This window comes from Vibrio mediterranei, assembly GCF_013364395.1.
GTDB classification, from domain to species: domain Bacteria; phylum Pseudomonadota; class Gammaproteobacteria; order Enterobacterales; family Vibrionaceae; genus Vibrio; species Vibrio mediterranei.
The window spans coordinates 1,742,678-1,766,778 of sequence record NZ_JABXGK010000008.1 but is presented as its reverse complement, the minus strand read 5'-3'; the positions used below and the strand labels follow the sequence as shown (position 1 = coordinate 1,766,778).

Genomic DNA, 24,101 nt, shown 5'->3' with positions numbered 1-24,101 from the left:
TAATAAGCTCGAATCAAAAATTACACTAACCCTACCGTTTTGAAGGTTAAAGAAGTCCTTCGGAGAGAGCGATGACAGAACAAACAGCATTAAAACAAGTTGCTGAAATGGCAAAAATAGCCGACAGCTACGTAAGTGCGTGGGGCAGTCCAGCGAAAGTAGAAGACGAAACAATTCTTCGTCTGCTAGCGTCTTTAGGCTATGACACCACAAATGATGAAACTTTGCTTAAATCTGCTGAGAAAAAGCATAAAAAAGAAGTGATTGAACCAGTTCTTGTTGTTAAAGACGAGGATGCGGTTGAAGTCGAACTTCATTTAGGTGTTAGCGCTCGCGAAAGCGATTTCAGCTGGCGTTTAGAGACCGAGCAGGGAGAAGTACTTGAAGGCTATCTTCAATCTCAAATCGTTCGTGATGAGCGTGCTGAGGGTGGCCCTTTAGTATTTTCGTTACCTAGTGACCTACCATGGGGTTACCATAAGCTTTACCTAGAGCGTAAGCGTCGCAAAGCTCCTTATGAAATGACACTGATTCGTACGCCACGTGCCTGTTTCAAACAGAGTGCCATTGACCATGGTAAGAAACTATGGGGTCCGAGTGTCCAGCTTTATACGTTACGCACTCAGCACAACTGGGGTATTGGTGACTTCGGTGATCTAAAACAGTTGGTGGCAGACATTGCTGCGCGTGGTGGTGACTTTGTTGGTTTAAACCCAATTCATTCACTATTCCCAGCCAACCCAGAAGGAGCAAGCCCTTACAGTCCTTCTTCTCGTCGTTGGTTGAACATACTCTATATCGATGTGAGCTCTGTCGCTGAATTCGCTTTGAGCGCTGATGCTCAGCAAATGGTCGGCAGCTCTGACTTCCAAGCTCGCCTTCAGAAGGCGCGTGATTCCCACTGGGTTAATTACACTGAAGTCGCGGATCTGAAAATGAGCGTGTTACCTCTTCTTTTTGAAGAGTTTAAATCTCGTCATTTGGATAAGCAGTCTGAGCGCGCAAGATTGTTCTTAGATTTTGTGGAAGAGGGTGGCGAAAGCCTTCTGCATCAGGCGGCATTTGACGCAATTCATGCCGAATTGCACGCAGAAGATTCAAGTGTTTGGGGGTGGCCTGTTTTCCCTGAGAAATATCGCCGTTTTGAAAATAGCGCTACTCAGAAATTTATCGCTGATAACCGCGATAAAGTTCAGCTTTACATGTACTTACAGTGGATCGCTGATGTTCAAATCAACGAAGCACAAGCACTTGCCGAAGAAAAAGGCATGGCTGTAGGTCTATATCGTGACTTGGCGGTTGGCGTTGCAGATTCTGGCTCTGAAACTTGGGCAGACAATGGCAACCTTGTGATGGATGCAAGCATTGGTGCTCCACCTGATATTCTAGGTCCGTTAGGTCAAAACTGGGGTCTACCTCCACTGAACCCACAAGTACTGCAAGCGACGTCCTATGATGCCTACATCAAGTTACTGCGCGCTAATATGAAACATTGCGGTTCACTGCGTATTGACCACGTACTAGGCCTGTTGCGTCTATGGTGGATTCCAAAAGGTGAAAACGCCACTAAAGGTGCTTATATCTACTATCCAGTGGAAGACATGCTAGCCATCTTAGCGCTTGAATCACATCGTCATCAATGTAGTGTGATTGGTGAAGACTTGGGTACGGTGCCAGATGAAATCGTTGAAATCCTTCGTGAAGCAGGCGTCCACTCGTACAAGGTGTTCTTCTTCGAAACAGCAGAAGATGGTGGTTTCATCTCACCAGCGCACTACGCCGATCAGTCAATGTCAGCACTATGTACGCACGACATGCCGACATTACGTGGCTTCTGGCATTGTGACGACCTAAAAATGGGTAGCGAGATTGGTCTTTACCCCGATAAAGAGCAACTTGAAGGATTGTTTGATGACCGTCTGGAATGTAAACAAGGCATTCTTGATAGCGTAGCATGGCACGGTTATCTACCAGAAGGTGTTGGTCGTGATGCTAGCCTAGTGCCGATGGACGCTTATTTAAGTGAAGCACTTCAGCTGCATGTTGCTGCGGGCGCATCAACGCTATTGAGTGTCCAGCTTGAAGATTGGTTAGAAATGGACAAGCCAGTTAACATTCCTGGTACGGTGAATGAGTACCCGAACTGGCGTCGCAAACTGTCGATGAACCTTGAGGAAATCTTTACTCAAGAAGGGGTGAATCGTATCGCGAAACGTCTAACAGAAGTGCGCGCTAACGCAAGCAAATAATCCGCCTCAAAATCGCTAATCAAGCACGGCTTCTTCAGAGATTTGTTCTGTCATCTCTGGGAGTCGTGCTTTTCTTTTTATCGCTTGTCACTATTGGGATTTATATTGTAAAGAAGTGCGTAAAAATACCGTATTGCACCCGAAAATTAGGGTTAAATCACTTCCCGTATAGGTGCAATCAAGTACAATGAAACCTTGCTGGTAGCCCGCGCTTTGCGGGCTTTTTTATAGTGCCTCAAACGTCAGTGAAACCAACTATTGGTTTCGAAAAAATAATCATGGGGCTATTTAAGGTCGAGGGAGATGAACGTTGAATAATAAAGGGCTTAAAAAACTAAAACAGGCGTACGATCGACTCTCGAGTGCATCGTTTGCTGATCCATTTTCATTCTTAGGACCTTATCTACAGGAAGAAGGTATTGCCTTAAGAGTATGGATGCCAGGTGCCGATGGGGTAGCCGTTGAACTAGCATCAGGTGAAAGACTACCGATGGTGAGAGAAGAGGCGTCAGGTTTTGTTCTCAAATCTGATTTGGACCTGCGATTTACTCACTATCAGTTAGCGGTAGATTGGAATGGTACTGAGCAAATGCTGGATGACCCATACCAATATCACGCTTTGTATGCAGAATACGATGAGTTACATACACCAAAAGAGATGTATCACCATATGGGCTCACAATTTATCTCGCTTGAGCGAGACGGTGAGAACATTGAGGGGACACGCTTTTTGGTTTATGCCCCTCATGCTACAGCGGTTAGTTTAGTCGGTAGCTTCAATGCTTGGGATGGGCGTCGTAATCCAATGCAGCGATTGGATTATGGAATTTGGGGTATTTTTATTCCAAATCTGCCAGAAGGAGCACAATACAAATTTGAATTGAAAGGACCAAATGGTGAAGGCTTACCGCATAAAGCGGATCCTTGGGGCTTCTACTCCGAGCAATACCCTTCTTTTTCATCAGTGACTTACAATCATAATCGCTACGATTGGCAAGATGAAAAGTGGCAATCTCGACCTGTCACCGAAAAGCGTAAAGAGGCGCTGTCGTTTTATGAGTTGCACGCAGGTTCGTGGAAGCGCAATGATAATGGCGATTTCCTGACTTATCGTGAATTGGCCACCGAACTTATCCCTTATTTGACCGATATGGGTTATACCCATGTTGAGCTAATGCCAGTGTCTGAACACCCATTCTACGGTTCTTGGGGCTATCAACCAGTTGGGTTGTTCGCACCGACGAGCCGATTTGGTTCCCCAGATGACTTTAAGTATTTCGTAGATCAGTGCCACCAAGCAGGCTTAGGTGTTGTTCTGGATTGGGTACCTGCACACTTCCCATCAGATGATCATGGCTTGGCGAATTTCGATGGTACGCCTCTATTCCACGATCCTGATCCGCGTCGTGGCTGGCACCAAGATTGGAATTCTTATATTTACGATTTAGGCCGTGAACATGTTCGTCGCTTTTTAGTGTCCAATGCGCTTTATTGGTTTGAGCAGTTCCATATTGATGGTATTCGCGTTGATGCCGTTGCGTCGATGTTGTATCTAGACTATTCGCGTAGTCACGATCAGTGGATTCCAAACGTCGATGGCGGTCGCGAAAATTACGATGCTATCGCAACCCTTAAGTGGATGAACGAAGAAGTCTACAAGCACTTCCCGAATGCGATGACCATTGCTGAAGAATCGACCGCATTCCCAGGCGTATCGGCTCCGACCTTTATGGGTGGTTTAGGCTTTGGGTTTAAATGGAATATGGGGTGGATGCACGACAGCCTTTCTTATATTCAAGAAGATCCTATTAACCGCAAATACCATCACGATACCATCACGTTCCCGCTTGTTTATGCCCATAGTGAGAACTATGTTCTTTCACTATCACACGATGAAGTGGTATACGGTAAGCACTCTATTCACAATAAAATGCCGGGTGATGAGTGGCAGCAAACTGCCAACTTACGAGCGTATTTAGGTTATATGTATGCGCAACCTGGCAAGAAGCTTAACTTCATGGGTGCTGAGTTTGGGCAAACCGGTGAGTGGAACCACGATGACCAGTTACAGTGGTTCTTGTTAGATTTTGACCGTCATCAGGGCGTGCAAGCTCTAACGCGTGACTTAAACAAACTGTATCGTAATGAGAAATCACTGTTCGAACTCGACTCAGAACCTAAAGGCTTTGAGTGGCGTCTTCAAGATGCGGCAGAAGCGAGTATTCTAGCTCATGAACGTATCAGTGAAGAAGGCGAACGTATGTTAGTGATCAGTAACTTTACCCCTGTACCCCATGAAGCTTTCCGCTTAGGTGTGCCGTTAGCAGGCAAGTATGAGCTGATGTTAAATACCGATGATTCTATCTATGCTGGTAGTGGGTTTGGTGCGGTGCAAACTGCATTGACTGAGCAAATGGAAAGTGAAGCACAACCACAATCGTTGTCGTTACGCTTACCACCGCTTTCAACGGTATTCTATAAGTATCAAGGTTAAGAGTACAAAAGCCCCAGCAAATTGTTGGGGCTTTTGTTTTCCAGTACAAGGCAAGTAAAGCCTCGCGAGCGAGGCCGATTCGTAATTGAGTATGAAAACCCGAGACAAAATTATCCAAGCCAGCTTGAAGCTATTTAATGAAAAAGGCGAGCGCGTCATTACTACCAACCATATTGCTGCCCACTTAGGTATGAGTCCTGGTAATCTCTACTACTACTTTCGCAATAAAGAAGACATCATCAAATCGATTTTTGGTGAATACATTACTTATGTGCGTGAATCCTTTGTGCCAGTATCGAGTGAGACACCCGCCGAAGTATACTTACAGCGATATTGTGAAGAAGTGTTTGGTAGTATTTGGCGATTTCGATTCTTTCATGCCAGCATGCCTGAAATAGTAATGCGAGACAAATCTCTGCATAGGGATTACTTGCAAGCACACGATATTTTGGTTGCAAGAGCCCGTGAGTCAGTGCTCAATTTACGTCGTGATGGGTTTATTATTATCGACGATAGCCAGATTGATGAGTTGATTGAATTGATGCGTGTAGTTGGTGGCTTTTGGGTAAGTTACTTAATGGCAAATTCAGTAAGCAAATCGATCACTAAAGCAGATGTTAATCGAGGTGTTGGTAAGTTTATCGTCTTACTATGGCCTTATAGTACCGACAAAGGCAAAGTAGTACTCACTAAGCTGAAACTCAAATATCAGTCTCCAACTTAACGTTAGAACTAGAAGTAGCTCCTTTCCTTGCTATCGCAACTTCAGTGTATACATATATAGTTGTCCCTTTTCAGTCATTCCCAAGAATTTTTAGGTGGCTCAATGCCACTTTTTTACTCCTCCAATCATTCGTCTGAAAACTTTCTGTGAATCCGATCACAGCTTTATATAAACCTCATAGAGTTTGTGTGATTAGCTTAAAAAATCACCATCAACCTTAGCTTCCATTTTTGAAAACGTGAAAAAGATCTCAACATGTAACATGAAATGAAATTAGAGTAATTACTCAAACATAGAGTAAATGCTCTATTATAAGATATTGATAAATAAGAATAATAGTAATGGATTTTTTAGTTGAATATTGGTTTTATATAAAAAATAACGTGGAGGTATTATGGACATACCAACCTGGCATTACGTGGTATCTATGTCTTCGTATATAGTCTTTTTGCTACTACTCATCGAAGGCATGCGCCGGACACCCCGGCTAACCGCCTTTATTTGGATTGCAACTTTATTTACCGCGCCATTGTGGGTTGAACAGTTGGATGGCTGGTTCCGCTGGGCAAAAACAGTGAGTGTGCTTATTCCTACGGCTTTGGTGGTCGGCCTTGCTCGGCTCGCTTGGTACTACCGAGAGAACCCTAACGCGATATTACGTTTCTTTCGTGGTGACTGGGTATTGAAAGTACTGTACGGAGTGCTATTTCTCAATATTGCTGAAGCGACACTGAAAGATCTGGTAACCGGCAACTACTTCAACTTTATCTGTGGCGTGATTTTATGCATCACCATCCCTTTCCCACGCTACAAGAACGGAGTGCGACAATACTGGCTTATCTCGAAAGATAAGCCAAATGATCTGCTGTTCTATTCCACTGCCGCTTGGAACTTCCTATACACCACGTGGAATCTTGCGTTTGTGTATGGTGAGAATACCGGCTACTTCGCTAGCTCATTCTGTATTTTGATTGCTGCTGAGCTGTATCCCGTCATCAAAAAACGTCCAGAGTTATACATCATTGCTCGTGTTTATACGCTGGCGTTTCACATCTTCGTGCGGGCTATTCACGATGTGTTTACCCCAGTCATGGACTCCAGCGCGTGGCGTAACGAAAGCGTGCTTTATTGGTGGGGTGCTATCAACCTCGCAATGCACATTCCATTTGTCATTTGGTACTTCAAAAAGCAGCGCGAGCAGAAGGAGCCACCGTATGGCGACAATCAGCCTCCATTGAAAACGGACTGCGTCAATGAGTACGACGAAGCTCCCGACAAAGTGGCGCTCGCCAAATAGTTAAAAGCAGATTGCTTAGAGGCACATAGCTTATAGGCAAGTAGCTAAAGAGCTTTCCCCCGGTGGCCTAGTTGATGACGACGTTATTAGGCCACCACTTCAAAACCTGACACAGGTGATGGTATGAAAAGATTAACAACACAGATTTTGGCGTTGTTGGTACTACTGTGCGCGGCGTTTATGTCTCCGCTTGCAGCCGCCGACCAAGGCTATAACGAACAACAACTTATTGGCGAAACTTGGCAAGGGACTTTTGATGGCGACCCTGGAGAGGGCAGTCTGTTTTATCGCCTTGAGTTTTTGGCGGACGGCAAAGTCAAAGTGCTTAGACAGTCTGGTGGTTTTAACAAAACTGAAGTTCAGAATTGGCATATTGAAGAGGGTCAAGTCATGATCCGCAGCAATGCTGGTGATGAGATCACGGACTTTGATAACGCTACTTTTGCGTATACCGATCGCGATCAGATGCGCTTTACCAAGGATGGCAATCATTGCAACTTCCATAAACTGTATCAAACCCGTGCTTATCTGCATGTGCTGTTTGTCCTGGTTGGCTTGATTGCACTCAATGAGCTTTGCCGTCATGTGAAGTGGGCGAACTACCTACTTTGGTTCGTACTGCCGATTGCACTAATCCCACTATTTAGTAGTTATGGCGTTACCTACTGGTTCAAGTGGGTCAAGCTTTACTCGGTAGTCGGTGCCGCCGCGCTGTTTACCCTTATCCGATTTACCCCTATTGGCGATAAAAAGTGGGCACGTTTTGGCGCCGCTGCATTCTTGGCGCTGAATATTTCAGAAGCGGTGCTGCAAGATTTCACCATGGGCAACATGGCCAACATTCTCAATGCGACTGGTGGTTTACTCTCCATCATCACTCTGGCGGGTTGGGCACAGATCCACGCTGACAAATCGAAACAAAGAGACATGGTGTGGCCTGCTATGACCACGTTTTGGATCATCGCTTACGACATCTGGAACATCGTGTTTGTTTACCTCAACTTCCCTGGCAGTGCCACAGCACAGGCCATGGTTCTGGTGGCGGCGACCTTGCCATCACTGTTTATCAAGAAAGGTACTTGGTTGCAGGCGCGCGCCTTCACGCTTGCGGGTTCCTTTATGTATTACTTCAGTTGTCCATTTATGTACGAAAGCAACGTGGTGGTGCTGCCGCGCAACGATGAGCTCATGTTATTAGCGGGATTGGCGAGCTTTGTGGCAAACGGTATCTATGCCTGGTTGTTCTTTAGAAAAACGCGCGAACAGCGCATAGCGTCAGTTCTTTCCTAACTATAAAAATATTAAATAAATCAATTGTATGACTAAATATTGTAGTGGAGCCTAATTATGAAATCTTACCTAATTCCAATGACCTCAATCGCTCTTGTTTGTTCTGGTGCTGTGCTTGCTGATGAAAAGAGTGAACAGCAAATTGACATGTCGAGTCCAACCGAAGCATATACCGCACTCGGCGTGGGGTATGGCAACGAAGGAATGAACCTTAAAGCCATGTACATGTTGTCTGACCCGAATGCCGATCGTAAGTCGGGGTTCATTCTAGAGTTTAACGATGTATTCGACCAAGAAGGAGGGGCGCCTAAGTTTTCTGGTACAACGGTCATGGGGGGAATGGTGGTTCCTCAAATGAACGACAAAACGACTAATCGAAATTACCGTTTTCGTTATGGTTCGGTAAACACAACTAATGGTTTAGGACATATGGTCGATGCGGTCGTCAAAGATCACCCATTCTATGGTCAAACAGCAGTAGTACAAGCGGGTGCGGTGGCAACATTACCGATTGGTGATAACGCCTTTATCTGGCCAGTGTTGATGGCTGGAGGAGTAATTATGGAAGATAACACCAGTAAACTTGCTAGCTATGACCCGGGATTGGTTGCTGCCAATAACTTGAGCAGTAGCGGTATTGATTGGGCTTCTACCATCTACTCCGTCAAAGTATATGGGCGCTATAAGTTTAACGACACTTGGTGGATTTTAGGTGCATGGACTTATACCGATGCGTTTGGTGGTAAGAGCTGGGATGCTCCTGTTTCTGAGGGCGGTTTAGAACTCAGCCCGCAGCAAATTGAACTGACCTTAGGTTATCAGATCACCAATCGCCAAAATTTGCGTCTCAACTTCCATAGTTATTCGGAAAGTGGTTCATCTGACAAATTCTGGCTGGAGTATAACTACGCGTTTTAACTTTCGCAGACTTAATTCCACCACATGACCCCTAGGACTAGGGGTCACAAGGAGCAACCATGAAATTTCCGAGATTAATAACCTTACTTGCTGCTGTGGTATCGGTTACCGCCGAGGCAAAAATCGTTAGTGGCGTAGAAGTACCAGACACTCTGGCGATTCAACAGACAGAACTACAGCTCAATGGGGCGGGGGTACGCAGTAAGTTCTTTATGGATTTGTACGTTGGATCGCTTTTCACCTCTTTGCCTTCTACCGAGGCCGCTTCACTTATCAGAGGCGATCAACCTTCAGCAATACGGTTAAATATTACTTCTAGCATGATCACCAAGGAAAAGTTAGCTGATGCACTTAATGAAGGTTTTAACAATGCGACTGATGGGAATACCACACCAATAGATTCCAGTATTAATCGGTTTGTCGAAATGACCTTTGCAAATGATATATCAGAGGGTGACCAATTCACCTTAGTAAGTGCACCTGAAATAGGTATTTATAGCTACAAAAATGGTGAAATGCTTGTTTTAGTGGAAGGTGACGCGTTTCGGCGCGCACTATTATCGGTCTGGTTGGGTGACAAACCGACTGATAAATCATTGAAAAAAGCCATGCTATCTCAATAGGTTGTTGCATGCTAAATCAATAAATAACAATAACTGACCCTATCTGCTGGGCAGGAGGTAAAAATGGAACAACGACAAGTTATTGAGGGTATAGATGTTCATATTGAAGGTGAGGGAGCGCATACCATTGTAATGATACATGGTTGGCCTGATACCTATCGTTTATGGGATCACCAAGTAGAGCGATTCAAGTCGCGCTACCGTTGTGTGAGATTTTCACTACCAGGATATGAGCATGGACAACCACGTCAGTATTATGACTTGAATACTATGTTGATGCTCTTCGACAGCATCATTGACAGAATCTCCGAAGGTAAACCGGTGACGCTACTTCTTCATGACTGGGGCTGCGTATTTGGCTATCAGTACGCGATGAGAAACCCTGAGAAGGTCGAACGTATTATTGGCGTAGATATTGGTGATGCAAGCTCTAAGGATTTGCAATTATCGGCAAAAGCTAAAGTTATCCTGCTGGGGTATCAACTTTGGTTGATGCTTGCATGGAACTTGGGAGGAAAGCTTGGAGATTGGATGACACGTAAAATGGCGCATGTATTTGGGGCACCGGGTGAAGCATCACGGATTCATTCAGGAATGAATTATCCTTACCATTGGCGTTGGAGTTCTGCGTTTATGAGGCGCGAACTTGGTACGATTCCTTTGGATATTCAGGTGCCATTTTTGTTTATCTACGGGAGAGAAAAAGTAGGAATGTTTCATTCTAAGTCCTGGCAGAGAAAAATGGCGAATATCGAAGGAAATAAAGTGGTGGGATTGTCCACGCATCATTGGGTTATGGCCGAGCAACCTGAGACGTTTAATCGCATTGTCGAGCAATGGCTTGCGGAATCGGATGCTTTATTGGCGCCATTAGATTTACAGACTTCGGCCTAGCGAACGATGTAAGCATCCAATTTTAATGAGTAAATCCCCCCTGTCTTTAACGCCGCTGCTCTTGAGCTTCGCGGCGTTTTTTTCTTTTGAGTCTTATTTAAAGCTGTTGGCATTACCAGTGGAGATACAGAGATTATTGTCTACACTCAATAGACTTAACTTAATAAAAAATAAGGTTTATTGATGATAACTGCGTTGTACGGCTCTCTTCTTGCTTCTTTAATGATCTGGCTGTCATTTCAGGTAATCAAACAGCGAAGATCGAATCAGATCGCTTATGCCGATGGTGGTGTGGAAGCCTTGCAAATTGCGAGAAGCGCACAAGGGAATGCTGTCGACTATATTCCTATTACTCTAATGCTCATGGCTTTTGTGGAGTATAACGGAGCGCCCGCGATTTGGATTCATGTTATTGGGGTGAGCTTTGTTGTGGGACGCTGCCTTCACGCCTACGGGATACTTAACAAACGCTTCAAAGGTAGAGTTAGGGGAATGCAAATCACTATTTTTGCTATGGCAGGTCTTATTGTCTCAAACCTTGTGTATCTTCCTTTTGATAAGCTTTGGTAGTGCAGCGATTTTACTTTCTATGTCCCGGTGATAAGAGGCTAAAACCAGTAGAGTACTTAGCCTCAATCTCGACAATTTTCTTTTTCATATCTTGAAGTTGCTGTTTGAGAGTAGTTGTCCCTCGAAAGCCTGCAGTATGTTGTTGTCGACTTTAAATACCGAATCCACTATAGCGTTTTCTTCATCTAAGTCTTGAGCAAGATCTAAGGTGATTAGCAATTTCAATCATTCATCACAGCGAATACTGTAAGTAGTAAAGTTATCTTCGACCGTATCGCCAAATCCCATACCCTGTTGGTTTCGATACCTGTTGTGTGACGAATCACGATTGTTGCCTACACTGAATAAAAACAGAGGGAGATAAAGATGACAAGAGCATTACTGCCGCCAGCTTGGATGATGGTCTCCATTGGTCTTATCCTTAATGTAATGGCTATTGTGCTTTCAAGCCAAGTGCTAGACAAAATGTCGAGCGATATTGCTCTGATTCAAGAGCGTAAAGAGACAAATCTGTATTCGATACAGCTCGCGTGGAACCAAGTGGAAACGCTTGAACGAAAGCGCGAAGCGCTACTGCTGCATCTTGATGGCGATGATATCTATACTGATATAGCGGATATGTTGAGAGGGCAGCTATCTCAATGGGTCGCAGTTCATGTCCCTCCTATTCATCGTAAACACCTCCCTGAATTAATGACTATCATCAATAGCGCGCAGGACACGCAGCGTGATTTGATTGATGAGCTTTATCTCGACAATTTAGGGCTGTCCGAAACGTTAGCAAGCGTCGAAGAAGACATGGTGTACTACAAAAACATCGCGGTATTTCTGCAAATTCTCGGGCTGGCATTGATTTTAGCTCGTGATCTTTCTCGCCGATCATTGCCGAATTGATATACTCTAAGGCATAACTTTTGCAATTTATGAAATAAATATGCTCACTCGTTCCGATGATCTGGAAATATTACTCTCTGTCGTAGATAGTGGCGGTTTTTCCGCTGCCGCAGAGGTGCTCGACATTCAAGTGGCGAAGGTGTCCCGCAGTGTTAGTAAGCTTGAGAGTCAACTTGGTGTCACGCTTTTAAACCGTACGACTCGCCGCATTGAGCTCACCGACGAAGGTCGTCAGTTTGTCGAGGGAGTCCGTGAAGGGCTGCGTGTTCTGCAGCAGACCGAAGAGGAGATTATGGCTAGAGGTGAGCTGCCAAAAGGGCGATTGAGAGTCGATGCTGCAAGCCCATTTGTACTGCATCAACTGGTGCCACTTATCGCTGAGTTTAATAGAGAGTACCCAGATATTGAGCTTGAGCTGACCTCCAACGAGGGTTTTGTTGATTTACTTGAGAAGCGCACTGATGTTGCGATTCGTATAGGTAAATTAACCGACTCAACATTGCATGCCAAGCCGTTGGGAAAGAGTCTATTGTATCTCGTCGCGTCACCCGATTACCTTGCACGGCGTGGTTATCCCAAATCAGCTACTGACTTGAGCACTCATAGTTTGATTGGTTTTGTCGGAGCGAAAGTACTCAACCAATGGCCACTACCCGGCAACCCTACGATTCGGCCAAGTATGGTGTCGAGTAACGGTGAGACGGTGCGCCAGTTAACTCTGGCGGGTAATGGGATTGCGTGTATGTCGGGCTTTATGGTCAAACAAGATATTGAAGAAGGGCTTTTGGTACCACTTCTAGAGTCAGAAAAACTCACTACGACAGGTCGCGAGCAAGTCAACGCCGTCTACTACCGTTCGTCGTCGGTAGCGCGCCGCATTACGGCGTTTATTGAATTTATTCAGCCTAGACTATCGCTGTAGTCTTATCTCCCTTTTTGTTTTTTGTCGCCGTGGCTTTTGCATTTTTGACAAAAGCCATTTGTGATTATTGCTCTCAATCTAGAGGTGACTCGTCGCTAGAATGTCTCCATTACGATATTGAGGGCATACGACATGATCTTTTCTCACTTCAACTACGGCAAACTTGAACTAAGCAATCGCATTGCGATGGCACCAATGACTCGTTCTCGCACCACTCAGCCAGGCGATGTGCCAAATGACATGATGGCGACTTACTATGCACAGCGTGCAAATGCGGGTCTTATCATCACAGAAGGTGCGCCCATCTCGGCTATTGGTCGTGGTTACTCTCTGACTCCGGGTATCTATACCCAAGCGCACATCGATGGCTGGAAAAAAGTCACTAAAGCGATTCATGACCAAGGCAGTAAAGTATTCATTCAGCTTTGGCACGTGGGTCGTCGCAGCCATGAATCCATCACAGGTGAGCAGGTTTTGTCGGCATCGGCCATTAAAGAGGCTGACCAAGTATTTGGTCCGCTACCAGAAGGTGGCTTCGGTATGATTGAAACCGGCGAACCGCGCGCGATGACTGAGCAAGATATTCAGCAAACTATTGCTGATTATGTGCAAGCCGCGAAAAACGCTATCGAAGCAGGTTTTGATGGCATTGAAATTCATGCGGCGCACGGCTACCTGCTTGACCAGTTCATGCGACTTTCTAGCAACCAACGTACTGACCAATATGGTGGCTCTCAAGAAAACCGTATCCGTTTTCTTGTTGAGGTGATGCAAGCGGTAGTGAATGAAATCGGTGGTGACAAAGTCGCGGTTCGTGTTTCGCCGCACGTCATGGAAGGTTTTGCTGAAGAAGATCCAGAGATTGTGGAAGTGGTGAAAAAGGCACTTGTCGCGCTGGCTCCAATGAATCTTGCTTATGTGCATTTCTCGGAAAACATTTCGCGTTATGTTGAGGCACCAGAGTTATTCCGTAAAGAGGTACGTGACATTTACCCGAACCCAGTCATGATTGCAGGCAAGTTGACTAAAGAGAGTGCCATGGCACTGCTTGAAAACAATTACGTCGACCTTGTGGCGTTTGGCACACCGTATGTGACCAACCCAGATCTTGTGGCGCGTTTTAAAAACAACTGGCCACTTGCTGAGTTTGATGCCGATGCAAGGCTGAGTCTATATGGTGGTGATGAGAAGGGGTATATCGATTATCCCGAGTATCAATAAGCTAAGCTGCCTATAACTGAAAAGGCGAGCATTCATGATTGAATACTCGCCTTTGTTGTATTTATAACTAGCAGTAGGAGTATCAGCCGTTCTTATATTCCCGACAAGTTTGTCTTTTAACCAATGACACTGAGACGCAGGTTCGAGTGACGGTATCACCACCTTCGTTTATTGATTGGATAAGGTTGTGAATAGCAACTTTGGCAATCCGTTTATGATCGGTACGTATGGTGGTTAGTGGTGGGGTAGACAGCTCGGCGATATCGACATCATCAAAACCCAGTACAGAGATATCGTCAGGTACACGTATGCCTTGGGTTCTCAGTGCTTCGATTAACGTCATCGCGACCATATCACAGATACAGAATATTGCCGTACAATCCGAAAACTCACCGTTTCTTATCATCTCTGGGATCCACTTATGTGCGCCAAAATCAGTACCTAAGTGTTTTACGTCTTCAGATAAATTGCCCGTTTCTAAAATGTACGGAGCTAGGTCAACAATGGCAGAGCCTGGGGAGGTAATCCCTCTGCTCCAAAGACTGCGTTTGAAACCTTCAGTTCGTTGATAGACGGTGGGTTTGATGTTGGCTGTGATGCATTTTATTTTCTTGTGCCCGAGCTCAAAAAGATAATCAGCTGCAAGTTGACCACCCAAGTAATAATCAGGAGTCACGCTGGGGAACTGCATTTTGGGGTCGTACCCATTGATGAGTAGAACAGGCAAGTGCGTTGCGCGTAACATAGTCAGCAGCTCTTCATCATCCATCCCCAGTACGATGATTGCTTGAGCTCGTGTGAGGACTTGCTCGGTATCAGTGATACTGAGCTGCGAACGAAATACCAGTTCGATGGTGATGTCTAAATCCATGCAGTGATGTTTTAGATCTCGCAGTATCGATCCGAAGAAACTATGAGGTGAGTTGAGGTCTTGCTCACCAAGAACCATTATCTTGCTGACAGGCATTGGGATATTGATCTTTGGTTGTCTGCGTCGATAACCATTGGCATGAAGAGCCTCACGAACCCGTTTTACCACATTATCACTGACCAGCTCACTTTGATTGATGACTCGAGAGACCGTAGCTTTCGATACGCCACACATATTAGCGATATCAGTCAGAGTAGTTTTGTTTCTTTTTGCCATGCTCTGCTTCTCTTATCGGCTACCTGTTCTCACTATTCGAATGAAAAATTCCAATGAGAATGAGTTAGTTACTTGCCAAAGTTCGATCTTTTCCGAAGTACAAGTAGTGTAACGCCTCCAAAACTTTGAAACAGAGCGAGAACACGAGGTTTTTACTGAAACAATTCATGAAACGTTTCAGTGGATCTCCTTGTTTCAAACTCACCGATAGTCACGGTTTATCGATAACGAAGTCACTAACCTAATAGTCAAACCAATGAATCGATTAGGAAGTAGTGAATCATGAGTTCTTTATATGAAACGATGAGCCAAGATATTTTGGCGAGCATTGAGCGTAATGCGCCGCGCATTGGACTGCGCAATCCAATGGTGGGGATGAGCCCAACCGATTATCAATGGCGTTATCACAAAGACATTTTTTGGACCGATTCTTTTTGGACTGGGCAGTTATGGTTGGCTTACATGGTTTCCGGCGAAAGTAAGTATCGTAATTTAGCAAGAATGCGTTACGGCCATTTGGAGCGCATTCTGGCAACACCTATTCAAATGAACCATGACCTTGGATTTCAGTTTAGCTTGAGTGCTGTCGCGGATTACAAGTTAACAGGTAATAAAGAGTCACGAGCGTTGGCGCTGCGTGCGGCGGAAGCGCTGCGAAACCGTTTTAACTGGAATGGTAACTATTTAGTCGCGTGGACAGCGGGCTCTGAGGGCAAGGAGCACGCAGAGCAAATCCAGGGCAAGATTATTATTGATTGCATGGAAAACCTGCCGCTTCTTATGTGGGCGTATTCTGAGACTAACATTGAGTCATTTAAAACTGTCGCTATCGCTCAAGCAGAAACCACGATCAAACACATCATTCGTGACGACTGGAGCTCGTATCACACCTTCGATTTTGACACGACGACCAATGAGCCTATCCGCGGCTGCAATTATCAAGGCTACGCTGACGAATCTTGCTGGGCGAGAGGGCAGGCTTGGGCTATCCATGGCTTTGCTCAGCTGGCATTAATGTCGGGTGAAAAGCGCTATGCCGACATCAGTGCCAAGCTGCTTGATTTTGTTATGGAACATATTAGCGATGACTGTATCCCTATTTGGGACTACCGCTTGCCAGAGCATGAAGTACCTTACAAAGACAGTTCTGCCGGATCGGTGACGTCAGCAGGGGCGTTATTGCTTAGCCAAGTGTTGGAGAAATTCGGTGATGGTGAGCGAGCGCAGCAATACCATCAGTTTGGACTCAAGATGCTTGGTGCGCTCAGAGACGAGTGCGATCTCACTAATATTCCAGAAGCTCAAGGGCTACTCAATCAAGCGGCGTCGTTTGTTCATGTCGCGCATGATCTTGACCTCGATTATCTGGCCAACTCAATGTTGCCATACGGCGATTACTACTACTACGAAGCCGTATTGCGTGCTATGGGGCACACGAACTTTTTTTGGTGATAGTACAATCACTTACATCCAATAAGGAACATTATTATGAAATTTAAGAACCTAGCGACAGTGATTATGTCGACCCTACTGCTGATATCAGCACCAAGCGTGATAGCCAAAACCTTTAAGCTGGCATCTAACGTACCAGCGGACAGTGCGACAGGTAAACTGCTGCAGGAGTTTGCTCAAAACGTCACCAAAGAGACAGATAAGCGCGTCAAAATTAAAGTCTTTGCCAATGGCACTTTAGGCGGACAAGCGCAATATCTGCAACAGATCCAAAGCGGTGTAGTGGATATGGGACTGGTTAATAGTGCGATGATGGAAAACATCGAGCCTAAGTTTGGCGTACTCAATCTGCCGTTCATCTTCCGTAGCTTTGATGAGTTCAAGCAGGTGATGAACAGTGATTTAGTGCAAAAGGATCTGTTCCAGACCACGAACTCGAAAGGTTTTGAAGTGGTTGGGTTTATGGATACTGGTCCACGCAGCATTTACTCAACCAAGCCTGTTGAAAGCGTCGAAGATATCAAAGGTCTTAAGCTAAGAAGCATGGCAAGCCCGACTTATATGGAGATGCTTAAGCTGATGGGGGCATCTCCAACGCCACTCGACTTTACGGAAATTTATTCAGCAATGCAGCAAGGCATGATTGATGGTGGTGAAGGTGGCCTTGGCACGCTTTGGGATATCAAGTTTGGTGAGTACGCGAAGTACGGTGTGCTAACGGAGCAAACTCGCATGGTTGATCTCATTGTCATCAATGAGAAGGCGCTGGGCAAGATGTCTGAGGAAGATGCTGCGACCGTCAAACGAATCATGCAAGCGACCAGTGATAAATCGCTAGAAGTCATCATGGCTGACGCACAAGAGTCTATGGATCTTGCCGAGAAGAATTTAGGGGTTAAGTTTGTCGAAATTGATAAACAGCCGCTGATCGATTCAATGAAGCCCATCTATGAAAGAGCTTTTGCAGACCCCGACAAAGGCCCATTCTTGAAAGAGATGTTTGAGCTTCAAGAGCGTTCTCTTTAACCCCCTGGGGTGGGGTCATTGTCAGCAATGGCCTCACTCCTTTTTCCTCTTTGCGCAATCTAGGAGTGTGTTATGCGTGAAAAGCTCATGAGATTAGACGATAACCCCAACGAATCTGCGCTGGCTCGATTTGAACGTGCTCTTTATCAAATGTGTCACGTCTGTGAAGTGGCGTTGTCAAAAACTGTCACTGTCATATTGGGCATCATGAGCGTTCTGATCATCTATCAAGTGTTTACCCGTTATGTGCTCAATGACCCAAGTGGGTTGTCACAGGAGATGCTGATCTACTTGATGATTTGGTTAAGCTTTATCGGTTCATCGATATGCTTTTCCAAAGGATTTCATTTAAGTCTGCCTATCATTTATGACGCGCTTTCTGAGCGTCATCAGAAATGGCTCATTATCTTTAGCGCGCTGTTAACCGTGCTGTTGGCGGCAATCATCATCTACGGTGGGTATAACGCGATGCAGAAGAACGCGGCGTTTACCTCTCCGATGTTGCAGATATCTATGTCGGTTCTGCAAAGCATTTTGGTGCTGTCTGGTGTGTTTTTTGTACTGATGCAGCTGAAAAGAGTGATTGAGCTGGTGGGGCTTGGACGCTCAACCGTGATCACCGCAGCGGTGATGATCTCCATTGGTATCCTTAGCTATTGGGTGTGGGGAGCTCTGCAGCAAACGCAGTGGTATGAGTATTTAGTCGATGAGCATTTAGAAGTGACCTCTACTGTCTTGTTATTTAGTGCGTTTTTCTTTTTGTTGGCAATGAATATTCCCATTTCTGTAGGACTCGCCTTCTCTGGCTTGTGGGTATTGTCGCTGCAAATTGATGCCGATGTCTTGATGGTGACCGCGAGTGAAAAGTTGTTCGGTGGCCTAGAAAGCTTTGGGTTCTTGGCTCTGCCATTTTTCATCTTGGCAGGCAATATCATGAACCAAGGCGGGATTGCGAGACGTTTGATCGATTTAGCGATGTTGCTAGGCCGACGTATTCCGGGAAGCCTGTGGCAAGCGAATGTACTGTCTAACATGTTGTTTGGTTGTCTATCCAGTTCGGGCATCGCGGCTTCTACCGCTATTGGTGGCATTATTTCACCAATGGCGAAAGAGAAAGGCTATGACATGCCTATCTCAACTGCGATTAACGCCGCATCCGCGCCAACAGGGATGATGATACCTCCGACGGGGATATTCATTATCTACTCCATGATCACCGGTGGAAGTGCATCGATCGCGGCTATGTTCCTAGCAGGTTACTTACCTGGAATCATGATGGGGTTGTCTGTGATGATTGTGGCTTACTTTTATGCCAAAAAGCTCAAATACCCCGTCGACAATACGCAGTACCATTGGAAGCAGATAGCATTGACGGTATGGAAGACGTTACCAAGCCTTACGATGATTTTCGTTATTATCGGTGGTATTTTGTCTGGTGTATTCACCGCAATTGAAGCTGGTGGTATTGCCGTGCTGTATAGCCTGGTTCTGTCGTTTGCTTATCGCACCATGAGCTTGAAATCGCTGCCAAAGGTACTGTTTGATTCGGCGCTGACTTCTTCTGTGATTCTGTTCTTAATCGCTTGTTCCGGATTGATGAGCTGGAGCATGACGTTCGCGAGCATTCCTGATGCGATTGGTGAGATGCTCATCGGTGTGACTGAAAACAAACTGTTGCTGTTATTGCTGATGAACCTAACTTTGTTGGCTGTGGGTATCTTTATGGATATGGCACCCGCATTGTTGATATTTACCCCTATCTTCTACCCTGTCGCGATGATGTTAGATATTGATCCGGTTCAGTTTGGCGTAGTAATTGTTTATAACCTCTGTATGGGATTAATTACACCGCCAGTGGGAACAGTACTGTTTGTTTCTTGCAGCGTCACGGGAGAAAAAATAACAAATATAATTAAACCTTTATTACCTATTTTTGCGCTGCAATTTATTGGATTGATGTTAATAACTTATTTTCCATTCTTTACCATGTATTTACCGCAGTTGTTCGGTGTCAATTGAACACAAGCTTATGAAGTAGTTAACTAAGGTACATTCAATATAGACTCAGGGTTAGCTTCGAGATGCTGTAATCAAATGTATAATTCCAAATAGCTAAGCAATGGTTCAAAGCACGATTCATTAATATTGGTAGAATGAAAGTATATGAACGTATTTGGATACCAAAAGCCCTCAAAGATTAAATGAGGGCTTTTTTAGTCTTTTTCTAAACAGGATAATTGTGATAACCCAACTGCTCAGAAATGGTCCTTCCGGCATTGTGTAGGAGAGTGATGTATTCTGCTTTCTTCTCTTCGTCGAAACGGATTATGGGGAAGGAGACAGAGACTGCAGCGATAGCATGGCCGAAACGGTCGTAAACAGGGACAGCGATGCAACGTAGTCCAGGCTCTTGCTCTTCGTTGTCTTCACCATAATGACATTCACGAACGGTGTTCAGCTCTTCAATCAGTTGCTCTGTGTTATCGTGGGTTTTGTCTGTGTGTTTGATGAATTCGACCGTGTCTAATATTACACGAACTTCTGCGTCAGGAAGGTGGGAAAGTAGCACTTTACCTATCGCTGTGCTGTAGAGTGGATTGCGGCGGCCTACCCGAGAATGCATACGTAAGTGATAGCTTGAATCTATTTTGTGTAAATAGATGATCGAACCATCGTCAATAGAACCCAAGTGAACCGTTTCATTAGTCACTTTATTAATCTCACGCATTTCTTTATCTGCAATATCAATAAGGTCGACAAACTCCAATGATTTCGAACCAAGTTCGAACATTTTAAGAGTAAGTGCGTACTTATCTGCTTCTCCTTCTTGAGAAACGTAACCGAGTGTTTTCATGGTTTGTAGGAAACGATAGGTCGTCGCTTTTGACATCATGAGTCTTTGTGATAGTTCTGAAACGCCAATTTCCTTTTGCTCGCCCAAGGCTTGCAGAATATTGAACACTTTGAGTACCGAGGACACGGCTTCTGGCTGCGTGGACTTATCCATCTATCTTCCTTTGATTTTCTGTTGTGGGCGCGATTATAGCTTTGCAACCTTACCATGTCAGTAATTTCAAAAAGGCTTTTCATAAAAATCAGAACCGAATAGTGAGATTGCCTTCACAAACTTGCATAAGTTAAAGATAAAAATGAAACGGCATTTCAAAAATAACTTTAATGCGATTCATTTTTTGTGTATGGTTAATTTAACAACAGTGAGAACTTTCTAAGGTTCATCCTCGAATACATCTATGAAGGAATAAAAAATGATTCTTGATTCATTCAAATTAGACGGGAAAGTCGCAATCGTAACTGGCTGTGATACTGGTTTGGGCCAAGGTATGGCATTGGGTCTTGCTAAAGCGGGTTGTGATATTGTCGGTGTGAATATTGTTGAGCCGACAGAAACGATCGAGCTTATCGAAGGGACCGGCCGAAAGTTCATCGATATTCGTGCTAACTTGATGAAGCTTGATGATATTCCGAACATTGTTGACCGTGCAGTTACCGAACTAGGTCGAATTGATATCCTAGTGAACAACGCAGGTATTATCCGACGTAACGACGCTATCGATTTCTCAGAGCAAGACTGGGATGACGTGATGAACATCAATATCAAGTCGGTGTTTTTCATGTCTCAAGCGGTAGCTAAGCAGTTCATTGCTCAAGGCGAGGGCGGTAAGATTATCAATGTTGCCTCCATGCTCTCATTCCAAGGTGGCATACGTGTTCCATCATATACCGCTTCGAAAAGTGGCGTTATGGGTGTAACGCGTCTAATGGCAAATGAGTGGGCCAAAGAAGGCATCAATGTCAACGCAATTGCACCTGGCTATATGGCGACGAACAATACTGCGGCGCTACGTGCAGACGAAAAACGTAATGCAGAAATTCTAGAGCGCATTCCTGCCGACCGTTGGGGCACGCCAGAAGATCTTGCTGGTCCTTGTATATTCTTAGCTTCACAAGCATCAGACTATATTAATGGTTATACCATTGCAGTTGATGGTGGATGGTTGGCACGCTAACCGGAGACGATTAGGTGATGGACGCGTACATTGCTGGGCAGATTTTAGGGTTTGTAAGTTATGGCTTAGGTATTGCTACCTTTTACCAAAAAAACGATAAACGACTTAAAATTTTGATGCTGGCACTGAACGTTAATCACCTTGTCCACTTTTTATTGTTAGGTTCGTTAACTTCTGCGTTAGCTGCTGCGCTTTCCGCGGTCAGAACAACAGCTGCCATTTACACAAACTCCAAAATTGTCGCTCTGATTTTCATTGCGTTAAGTCTCCTCTTAGGTGGCATGATTGCCGAAGACTTATCGCAGCTTTGGCCAATATTTGGAGCGGCAATTGGTACGTATTCGCTGTTTATGCTTCAGGGCATTGCGATGCGAATCGGTTTTTTATTAGGCGCAATGTGCTGGTTAACAAACAACATTATGGTGGGTTCAATTGGCGGCGTCCTGCTCGAAGCTACGCTTCTATTAACCAATTTAATGACTATTTTTAGGTTAACTCGCGATGGTCAGCGTACGGCTCATGATGTTTGAGCTGCAGCATGGTCAATGTATTGGTCGACGACACAGTTATTTAGTTTTAGGAAAATTCGCGGCTAATAAGGCCGTTGGGGAAAGAACATGAAAATTGCACTAATGATGGAAAACAGCCAAGCGCCGAAAAATGCTATGGTAGCGGCTGAATTAGATACAGTAGCGGGCGGTTTAGGTCACGACGTATTCAACGTAGGTATGACGGATGAAAATGACCATCATCTTACCTATATTCACCTTGGCATTATGGCGAGCATTCTACTGAATTCAAAAGCGGTGGACTTTGTCGTGACTGGCTGTGGCACAGGCCAGGGCGCGATGATGGCAAGCAACCTTCACCCAGGAGTGATATGTGGTTACTGCCTAGAGCCATCTGATGCATTTCTTTTCAATCAAATTAACAACGGTAATGCGATTTCACTGGCGTTTGCGAAAGGCTTTGGCTGGGCCGGTGAACTGAATGTACGTTATATCTTTGAAAAGGCCTTCACTGGTAATCGCGGCGAAGGTTACCCTATTGAACGTGCCGAACCTCAACAAAAAAACGCTGCGATTTTGTCAGAAGTAAAAGCTGCAGTTTGCAAAGATGTTGTGGAGTCACTGAAGGCAATTGACCAAGAGTTGGTGAAAACGGCGGTCGGTAGTGTTCAGTTTCAGGAATGCTTTTTCTCCAACTGCCAAGAACCGGAACTGGCAGAATATGTGCGCACACTTATCGACTAATATATTGTGCATTGAAGTTTTAAAAGCCGACGTTTGGTCGGCTTTTTTGTACTGAGAAGCGGCTCATTGTTTATACAATAAACGCTTGTCGACATGTAAGAAGCGTTTTACTTTGGTACTTAACTTAAAGAACAATAACGAGTAATTTGATGCAATCTATTTATTCCCTTTCGGAGTTATTCCCAGCGGTCACAGTCCATTCCCTAGAGCAAGGTGATGGTTTTTCGGAACGCTCTCCAATGGAAGTAAACGATTCGCAAACTCCTCTCCGCTATCCTCATCGGCTCATTTCCGAGATATCCCACCCTGAACTACTTGAATTTCATCCGGAGCGAAGCAACGGTCACGCCATTCTCATTATTCCTGGTGGAGGCTATCAAATTGTATCGATTGATAATGAAGGCGTAGAGGTGGCAAAGTGCCTTAGCGAAATGGGTTATCATGCGTTCTGTTTAAATTATCGACTGCCTATAAAAAACAATGGCTCTGACATAGAAAAGCTTGCGCCCATCGTCGATGCAAGAGCAGCATTGACTTTGATTCGCCAGCTAGTCCCCATGGCAAAGGTAGGTATCATGGGCTTTTCCGCAGGTGGTCATTTAGCAGGATGGTTAAGTACCGATACGCGGTCTAACCGACCAGACTTCACTTGTTTAATGTATCCTGTGGTGTCAATGACCTCTGGTGTCGTGCATCTGGGCTCTTATGAGAATGTCGTTAATGCCTTAAACGATGAGCAGCAAATAAGTTTGTTGTCTATTGATGAACGTATTTCCCCAGATGTTGCCCCGATGCTCATTATGCACGCTAAAGACGATGATGTTGTTGTAGTCGAACATAGCCTTAAGCTGCACAATGCACTAGTAGCAGCATCTGTGTCTAGTGAACTCACATTATTTGAGCGAGGTGGACATGGGTTTGGCGTCTATGTCCGAGAAGGAAGTGATGCCGACGATTGGCTACGACGTTTTGATGATTGGGTACGCAAGTTGGATTATTGTTAGTAATGGTCCACGAGAGCGATGGTTTAACCTAACGTTATTTCTACAAAGTAGCGTTATTCACACAAAGGTATCGTTGCGCTAATACAGGTCACCAA

At 44.9% G+C, this 24,101-nt stretch carries 21 protein-coding genes; 19 read left to right on the top strand and 2 right to left on the bottom strand.

Features of this window, described 5'->3' with window-relative positions:
• Nucleotides 1–71: 71 nt before the first annotated feature.
• The 12 genes from malQ (at nt 72) to HOP38_RS24935 (ending at nt 14,096) form a co-directional block, all read left to right on the top strand.
• On the top strand, nt 72–2,249 hold the full coding sequence (malQ, locus tag HOP38_RS24990; RefSeq protein ID WP_006069833.1) for a 4-alpha-glucanotransferase: 2,178 nt from the start codon (nt 72–74) through the stop codon (nt 2,247–2,249).
• Between the two features lie 310 nt (nt 2,250–2,559).
• Complete coding sequence (gene glgB, locus HOP38_RS24985; RefSeq protein ID WP_198559259.1) at nt 2,560–4,743, top strand: 1,4-alpha-glucan branching protein GlgB; 2,184 nt, start codon at nt 2,560–2,562, stop codon at nt 4,741–4,743.
• 91 nt (nt 4,744–4,834) lie between these two features.
• A complete protein-coding gene (locus tag HOP38_RS24980) occupies nt 4,835–5,467 on the top strand; it encodes a TetR/AcrR family transcriptional regulator (RefSeq protein ID WP_198559258.1) in 633 nt (210 codons plus the stop codon).
• A 394-nt stretch (nt 5,468–5,861) separates the two neighbouring features.
• Complete coding sequence (locus HOP38_RS24975) at nt 5,862–6,764, top strand: hypothetical protein (RefSeq protein WP_006069840.1); 903 nt, start codon at nt 5,862–5,864, stop codon at nt 6,762–6,764.
• Nucleotides 6,765–6,887: 123 nt separating this feature from the next.
• Complete coding sequence (locus HOP38_RS24970) at nt 6,888–8,054, top strand: DUF5692 family protein (RefSeq protein ID WP_006069841.1); 1,167 nt, start codon at nt 6,888–6,890, stop codon at nt 8,052–8,054.
• A gap of 57 nt (nt 8,055–8,111) precedes the next feature.
• Nucleotides 8,112–8,972 carry a hypothetical protein gene (locus HOP38_RS24965; protein WP_006069842.1) on the top strand — a complete coding sequence of 287 codons (861 nt, stop codon included), beginning with the start codon at nt 8,112–8,114 and terminating at the stop codon, nt 8,970–8,972.
• 59 nt (nt 8,973–9,031) lie between these two features.
• Nucleotides 9,032–9,595, top strand: coding sequence for a chalcone isomerase family protein (locus HOP38_RS24960; protein WP_198559257.1), 564 nt, complete (start codon nt 9,032–9,034; stop codon nt 9,593–9,595).
• 63 nt (nt 9,596–9,658) lie between these two features.
• The gene (locus tag HOP38_RS24955) at nt 9,659–10,489 is read left to right on the top strand and encodes an alpha/beta fold hydrolase (protein WP_198559256.1); all 831 of its coding nucleotides are present in this window, start codon (nt 9,659–9,661) and stop codon (nt 10,487–10,489) included.
• A gap of 183 nt (nt 10,490–10,672) precedes the next feature.
• Nucleotides 10,673–11,059 (top strand): MAPEG family protein, encoded by a 387-nt coding sequence (locus HOP38_RS24950; RefSeq protein WP_031493941.1) that lies wholly within the window; start codon nt 10,673–10,675, stop codon nt 11,057–11,059.
• A 366-nt stretch (nt 11,060–11,425) separates the two neighbouring features.
• Nucleotides 11,426–11,953 (top strand): hypothetical protein, encoded by a 528-nt coding sequence (locus tag HOP38_RS24945; protein WP_006069846.1) that lies wholly within the window; start codon nt 11,426–11,428, stop codon nt 11,951–11,953.
• 40 nt (nt 11,954–11,993) lie between these two features.
• The gene (locus HOP38_RS24940) at nt 11,994–12,875 is read left to right on the top strand and encodes a LysR family transcriptional regulator (protein WP_198559255.1); all 882 of its coding nucleotides are present in this window, start codon (nt 11,994–11,996) and stop codon (nt 12,873–12,875) included.
• Nucleotides 12,876–13,007: 132 nt separating this feature from the next.
• Nucleotides 13,008–14,096, top strand: coding sequence for an alkene reductase (locus HOP38_RS24935; RefSeq protein WP_198559254.1), 1,089 nt, complete (start codon nt 13,008–13,010; stop codon nt 14,094–14,096).
• Nucleotides 14,097–14,178: 82 nt separating this feature from the next.
• On the opposite strand, the gene HOP38_RS24930 is transcribed toward HOP38_RS24935, so the two are convergent.
• Nucleotides 14,179–15,243, bottom strand: a complete 1,065-nt coding sequence (locus HOP38_RS24930) for a LacI family DNA-binding transcriptional regulator (RefSeq protein WP_198559253.1) — start codon at nt 15,241–15,243, stop codon at nt 14,179–14,181.
• A 282-nt stretch (nt 15,244–15,525) separates the two neighbouring features.
• On the opposite strand from HOP38_RS24930, the gene HOP38_RS24925 reads away from it, so the two are divergent.
• From HOP38_RS24925 to HOP38_RS24915, 3 genes are all read left to right on the top strand, one after another.
• The gene (locus tag HOP38_RS24925; protein WP_198559252.1) at nt 15,526–16,695 is read left to right on the top strand and encodes a glycoside hydrolase family 88 protein; all 1,170 of its coding nucleotides are present in this window, start codon (nt 15,526–15,528) and stop codon (nt 16,693–16,695) included.
• A gap of 36 nt (nt 16,696–16,731) precedes the next feature.
• On the top strand, nt 16,732–17,721 hold the full coding sequence (gene dctP / locus HOP38_RS24920; protein WP_198559251.1) for a TRAP transporter substrate-binding protein DctP: 990 nt from the start codon (nt 16,732–16,734) through the stop codon (nt 17,719–17,721).
• Nucleotides 17,722–17,793: 72 nt separating this feature from the next.
• On the top strand, nt 17,794–19,740 hold the full coding sequence (locus tag HOP38_RS24915) for a TRAP transporter large permease (protein ID WP_198559250.1): 1,947 nt from the start codon (nt 17,794–17,796) through the stop codon (nt 19,738–19,740).
• A gap of 205 nt (nt 19,741–19,945) precedes the next feature.
• On the opposite strand, the gene kdgR is transcribed toward HOP38_RS24915, so the two are convergent.
• Complete coding sequence (gene kdgR / locus HOP38_RS24910) at nt 19,946–20,728, bottom strand: DNA-binding transcriptional regulator KdgR (protein WP_006069853.1); 783 nt, start codon at nt 20,726–20,728, stop codon at nt 19,946–19,948.
• A gap of 259 nt (nt 20,729–20,987) precedes the next feature.
• Between kdgR and kduD the strand changes: the two genes are divergently transcribed.
• The 4 genes from kduD to HOP38_RS24890 all read left to right on the top strand — a co-directional run bounded on the left by kduD (nt 20,988) and on the right by HOP38_RS24890 (nt 24,006).
• Nucleotides 20,988–21,749, top strand: coding sequence for a 2-dehydro-3-deoxy-D-gluconate 5-dehydrogenase KduD (gene kduD, locus HOP38_RS24905; RefSeq protein ID WP_006069854.1), 762 nt, complete (start codon nt 20,988–20,990; stop codon nt 21,747–21,749).
• Nucleotides 21,750–21,766: 17 nt separating this feature from the next.
• A complete protein-coding gene (locus tag HOP38_RS24900; RefSeq protein ID WP_198559249.1) occupies nt 21,767–22,279 on the top strand; it encodes a YgjV family protein in 513 nt (170 codons plus the stop codon).
• 87 nt (nt 22,280–22,366) lie between these two features.
• On the top strand, nt 22,367–23,002 hold the full coding sequence (locus HOP38_RS24895) for an RpiB/LacA/LacB family sugar-phosphate isomerase (RefSeq protein ID WP_198559248.1): 636 nt from the start codon (nt 22,367–22,369) through the stop codon (nt 23,000–23,002).
• A gap of 149 nt (nt 23,003–23,151) precedes the next feature.
• Nucleotides 23,152–24,006 carry an alpha/beta hydrolase gene (locus tag HOP38_RS24890; protein ID WP_198559247.1) on the top strand — a complete coding sequence of 285 codons (855 nt, stop codon included), beginning with the start codon at nt 23,152–23,154 and terminating at the stop codon, nt 24,004–24,006.
• Nucleotides 24,007–24,101 lie beyond the last annotated feature (95 nt).

Bases quoted from the DNA above. Each gene is read 5' to 3' on its own strand.
- malQ (WP_006069833.1), top strand. From the start codon at position 72: ATGACAGAACAAACAGCATTAAAACAAGTTGCTGAAATGGCAAAAATA.
- HOP38_RS24980 (WP_198559258.1), top strand. From the start codon at position 4,835: ATGAAAACCCGAGACAAAATTATCCAAGCCAGCTTGAAGCTATTTAAT.
- HOP38_RS24975 (WP_006069840.1), top strand. From the start codon at position 5,862: ATGGACATACCAACCTGGCATTACGTGGTATCTATGTCTTCGTATATA.
- HOP38_RS24970 (WP_006069841.1), top strand. From the start codon at position 6,888: ATGAAAAGATTAACAACACAGATTTTGGCGTTGTTGGTACTACTGTGC.
- HOP38_RS24965 (WP_006069842.1), top strand. From the start codon at position 8,112: ATGAAATCTTACCTAATTCCAATGACCTCAATCGCTCTTGTTTGTTCT.
- HOP38_RS24960 (WP_198559257.1), top strand. From the start codon at position 9,032: ATGAAATTTCCGAGATTAATAACCTTACTTGCTGCTGTGGTATCGGTT.
- HOP38_RS24955 (WP_198559256.1), top strand. From the start codon at position 9,659: ATGGAACAACGACAAGTTATTGAGGGTATAGATGTTCATATTGAAGGT.
- HOP38_RS24950 (WP_031493941.1), top strand. From the start codon at position 10,673: ATGATAACTGCGTTGTACGGCTCTCTTCTTGCTTCTTTAATGATCTGG.
- HOP38_RS24945 (WP_006069846.1), top strand. From the start codon at position 11,426: ATGACAAGAGCATTACTGCCGCCAGCTTGGATGATGGTCTCCATTGGT.
- HOP38_RS24940 (WP_198559255.1), top strand. From the start codon at position 11,994: ATGCTCACTCGTTCCGATGATCTGGAAATATTACTCTCTGTCGTAGAT.
- HOP38_RS24935 (WP_198559254.1), top strand. From the start codon at position 13,008: ATGATCTTTTCTCACTTCAACTACGGCAAACTTGAACTAAGCAATCGC.
- HOP38_RS24930 (WP_198559253.1), bottom strand. From the start codon at position 15,243: ATGGCAAAAAGAAACAAAACTACTCTGACTGATATCGCTAATATGTGT.
- HOP38_RS24925 (WP_198559252.1), top strand. From the start codon at position 15,526: ATGAGTTCTTTATATGAAACGATGAGCCAAGATATTTTGGCGAGCATT.
- dctP (WP_198559251.1), top strand. From the start codon at position 16,732: ATGAAATTTAAGAACCTAGCGACAGTGATTATGTCGACCCTACTGCTG.
- HOP38_RS24915 (WP_198559250.1), top strand. From the start codon at position 17,794: ATGCGTGAAAAGCTCATGAGATTAGACGATAACCCCAACGAATCTGCG.
- kdgR (WP_006069853.1), bottom strand. From the start codon at position 20,728: ATGGATAAGTCCACGCAGCCAGAAGCCGTGTCCTCGGTACTCAAAGTG.
- kduD (WP_006069854.1), top strand. From the start codon at position 20,988: ATGATTCTTGATTCATTCAAATTAGACGGGAAAGTCGCAATCGTAACT.
- HOP38_RS24900 (WP_198559249.1), top strand. From the start codon at position 21,767: ATGGACGCGTACATTGCTGGGCAGATTTTAGGGTTTGTAAGTTATGGC.
- HOP38_RS24895 (WP_198559248.1), top strand. From the start codon at position 22,367: ATGAAAATTGCACTAATGATGGAAAACAGCCAAGCGCCGAAAAATGCT.
- HOP38_RS24890 (WP_198559247.1), top strand. From the start codon at position 23,152: ATGCAATCTATTTATTCCCTTTCGGAGTTATTCCCAGCGGTCACAGTC.